This window comes from Acinetobacter sp. 161(2023), assembly GCF_037027805.1.
In the GTDB taxonomy this organism is placed as follows: domain Bacteria; phylum Pseudomonadota; class Gammaproteobacteria; order Pseudomonadales; family Moraxellaceae; genus Acinetobacter.
Map to the genome: position 1 here is coordinate 1 of NZ_JAZEYD010000039.1, position 2,441 is coordinate 2,441.

The 2,441-nt window shown below is 35.6% G+C and carries 1 protein-coding gene; it reads left to right on the forward strand.

The features are described from left to right. Positions 1-20 precede the first annotated feature (20 nt). Positions 21-1,976: an alkyl/aryl-sulfatase gene (locus WA249_RS18820; protein ID WP_000693745.1), complete on the forward strand. Its 1,956-nt coding sequence runs from the start codon at positions 21-23 to the stop codon at positions 1,974-1,976. The last annotated feature ends 465 nt before the right edge of the window (positions 1,977-2,441 follow it).

The following is a 2,441-nucleotide window of genomic DNA, read 5'->3' on the forward strand; positions in this document are numbered from 1 at the left end:
ATTTAAAAAAAGGAAAGAAGATGAAAATTAAGTTTTTAACAGTTTCATTGATGCTTATTCTGCCATTTTCTGTTTTTGCAGCAAATACTGTAGTAGAAAAAGCGGTCATTGAATCAAATAATACATATAAGGCGAAGTATAACTTAGAGGATATGACTGAGTTTAATCAGGCTCAAAAGGGCTTTATTGCCAAGCCAACAGGTCAAATTAAAAGTGAGAAAGGCAATGTTATCTGGGATTTTGATGCATTTAGTTTTTTACAAGATCAAGCACCAAATACCGTTAATCCCACTCTATGGCGACAAGCAAAATTAAACAACAATGTTGGGCTATTTAAAGTAACAGATCGAGTTTGGCAAATTCGTGGTTTTGATTTGGCAAATATGACCATCATTCAGGGTGATACTGGCTGGATTATTGTGGATACATTAACCTCTAAAGAAACGGCTGAAGCAGCACTTAAATTTGCTAGACAGCATTTAGGTGAGCAAAAAATTTCAGCCATTATCTTTACCCATAGCCATATCGATCATTTTGGTGGTGCATTAGGCGTTCTTTCTAGCGAAGAAATTAACGCTAGAAAAACTCCAATTATTGCGCCAAAAGGCTTTATGGAAGAAGCGACCAGTGAAAATGTGATGGCAGGTTCAGCCATGATACGTCGTGCGACTTATATGTATGGAACTTTTCTACCTAAAAATGCGGAAGGATTGGTGGATACAGGTTTAGGTAAGGCTGTTGCTGTGGGAAAAATGGGCATCCTTGAGCCTACACAACTGATCACTCAACCAGAACAGAAAATGACGGTTGATGGCTTGGATTTTGTGTTTTATAACGTGCCGGGTTCAGAAGCACCAGCAGAATTAACGTTCTCTATCCCATCATTGAAACTTTATAACGGCGCAGAAATTCTATCTCATACCATGCATAATCTTTATACCCTTCGGGGTGCTAAAGTCCGTGATGCCTTAAAATGGGTGGGCTATCTAGACCAAGCAATGCAGCATGCCAAAGCATCCGATGTATTGATTGCACAGCATCATTGGCCTGTCTGGGGCAATGACAATATTCAAGATTTTATTAAAACCCAGCGAGATGTTTATAAGTTCACGCATGATCAGACGGTGAGATATATGAACTCTGGTTTTAATGGCGCTGAAATTGCCGAAAAAATTAAGCTTCCAGCGGCACTTGATCAAAAACTATATGCTCATGGCTATTATGGAACCCTAAAACATAATGTAAAAGCAGTATACCAATATTATATGGGATGGTTCGATGCCCATCCTTCCAATTTAGATCCATTACCCCCTAAAGCTGTTGCAAAAAAATATATTGAGTTAGCAGGTGGGGAGAACAATGCATTGAAAAATGCGCGGGATGCCTACGCTCAAGCTGACTATAGATGGGCTGCCGAGATTTTAAAACATATTGTGTTGAATAACCCTCAAAACCAACAAGCAAAAGACTTATTGGCGAATACTTATCGTCAATTGGGCTATGCTGCTGAGGCTTCAACTTGGCGTAATTTCTTTTTGGTGGGCGCTCAAGAGCTACAAAATAATGTACCCCTACAAAATACTTCTGATCCGAGTGATTTATTGATTCATACACCAACTGAAAGATTTCTTGAAGCTATGGCGACAAATTTAGATGTGGAAAATTTAAAAAATGAAAACCAGTGTATCAATCTGGTTTTGTCGGATACCAAAGAGCATTTTTCATTATGGGTTGAAAACTCAGTCATGCAGTTTAAGCGTTATGATGAAAGTAAAGATTTGGCATTGGATTGCCCTACATTAACCTTAACCAAGCCCTTATATCTAAAAATGATTACAGGTCAAATAGAAGGGGTAAAAGTCCTGCTTTCTAAAGACAGTAAAGTCAAAGGTAATCCACTGAAAATTGGAAAATTCTTTGCAATGTTTAAACGTCCAGATTCAATTTTCCCGATTGTGACTCGACCAAATGGCTAAGCTCAAATAAGTAAAGTCGAAACTTAAATTAATAGATCCAAAGAAATGGGTGAAATTATCAACTTGGTTCTCCCAATCTTATAACAGGAATACAAGAAATTATTTCTTGTATTCCTCTTTAAAATTAAAAGTAAGCTATATGTATTTTAACTCTATTGATACTTTATTAAATGGTTTTTGAATTTTTATACTTTATTTTCGATGGAGATATTTTTATTAGTAGCTTGTTTAAAAAAGATTTGTTTATTTTTCTATTAATTGCTTCTAAATAATAACTTCAATATTTTTGTGGTTAAAAGGCAAGGGGGTATTATGATGTGTTTTTTATTGAAAATAAGCTTTTATATTAGGTTAACTTGATTGCACTATTTGATGATTATATTGAGTAAATATATAGGTCATGATGATCATATCAATATCCGATAGTTTAAGAGCTCAATATTTGTTTTGCCAAGCTTATATTTT

Excerpts from the sequence above, each read along its gene's own strand:
- WA249_RS18820 (WP_000693745.1), top strand. The coding sequence starts at position 21 with ATGAAAATTAAGTTTTTAACAGTTTCATTGATGCTTATTCTGCCATTT.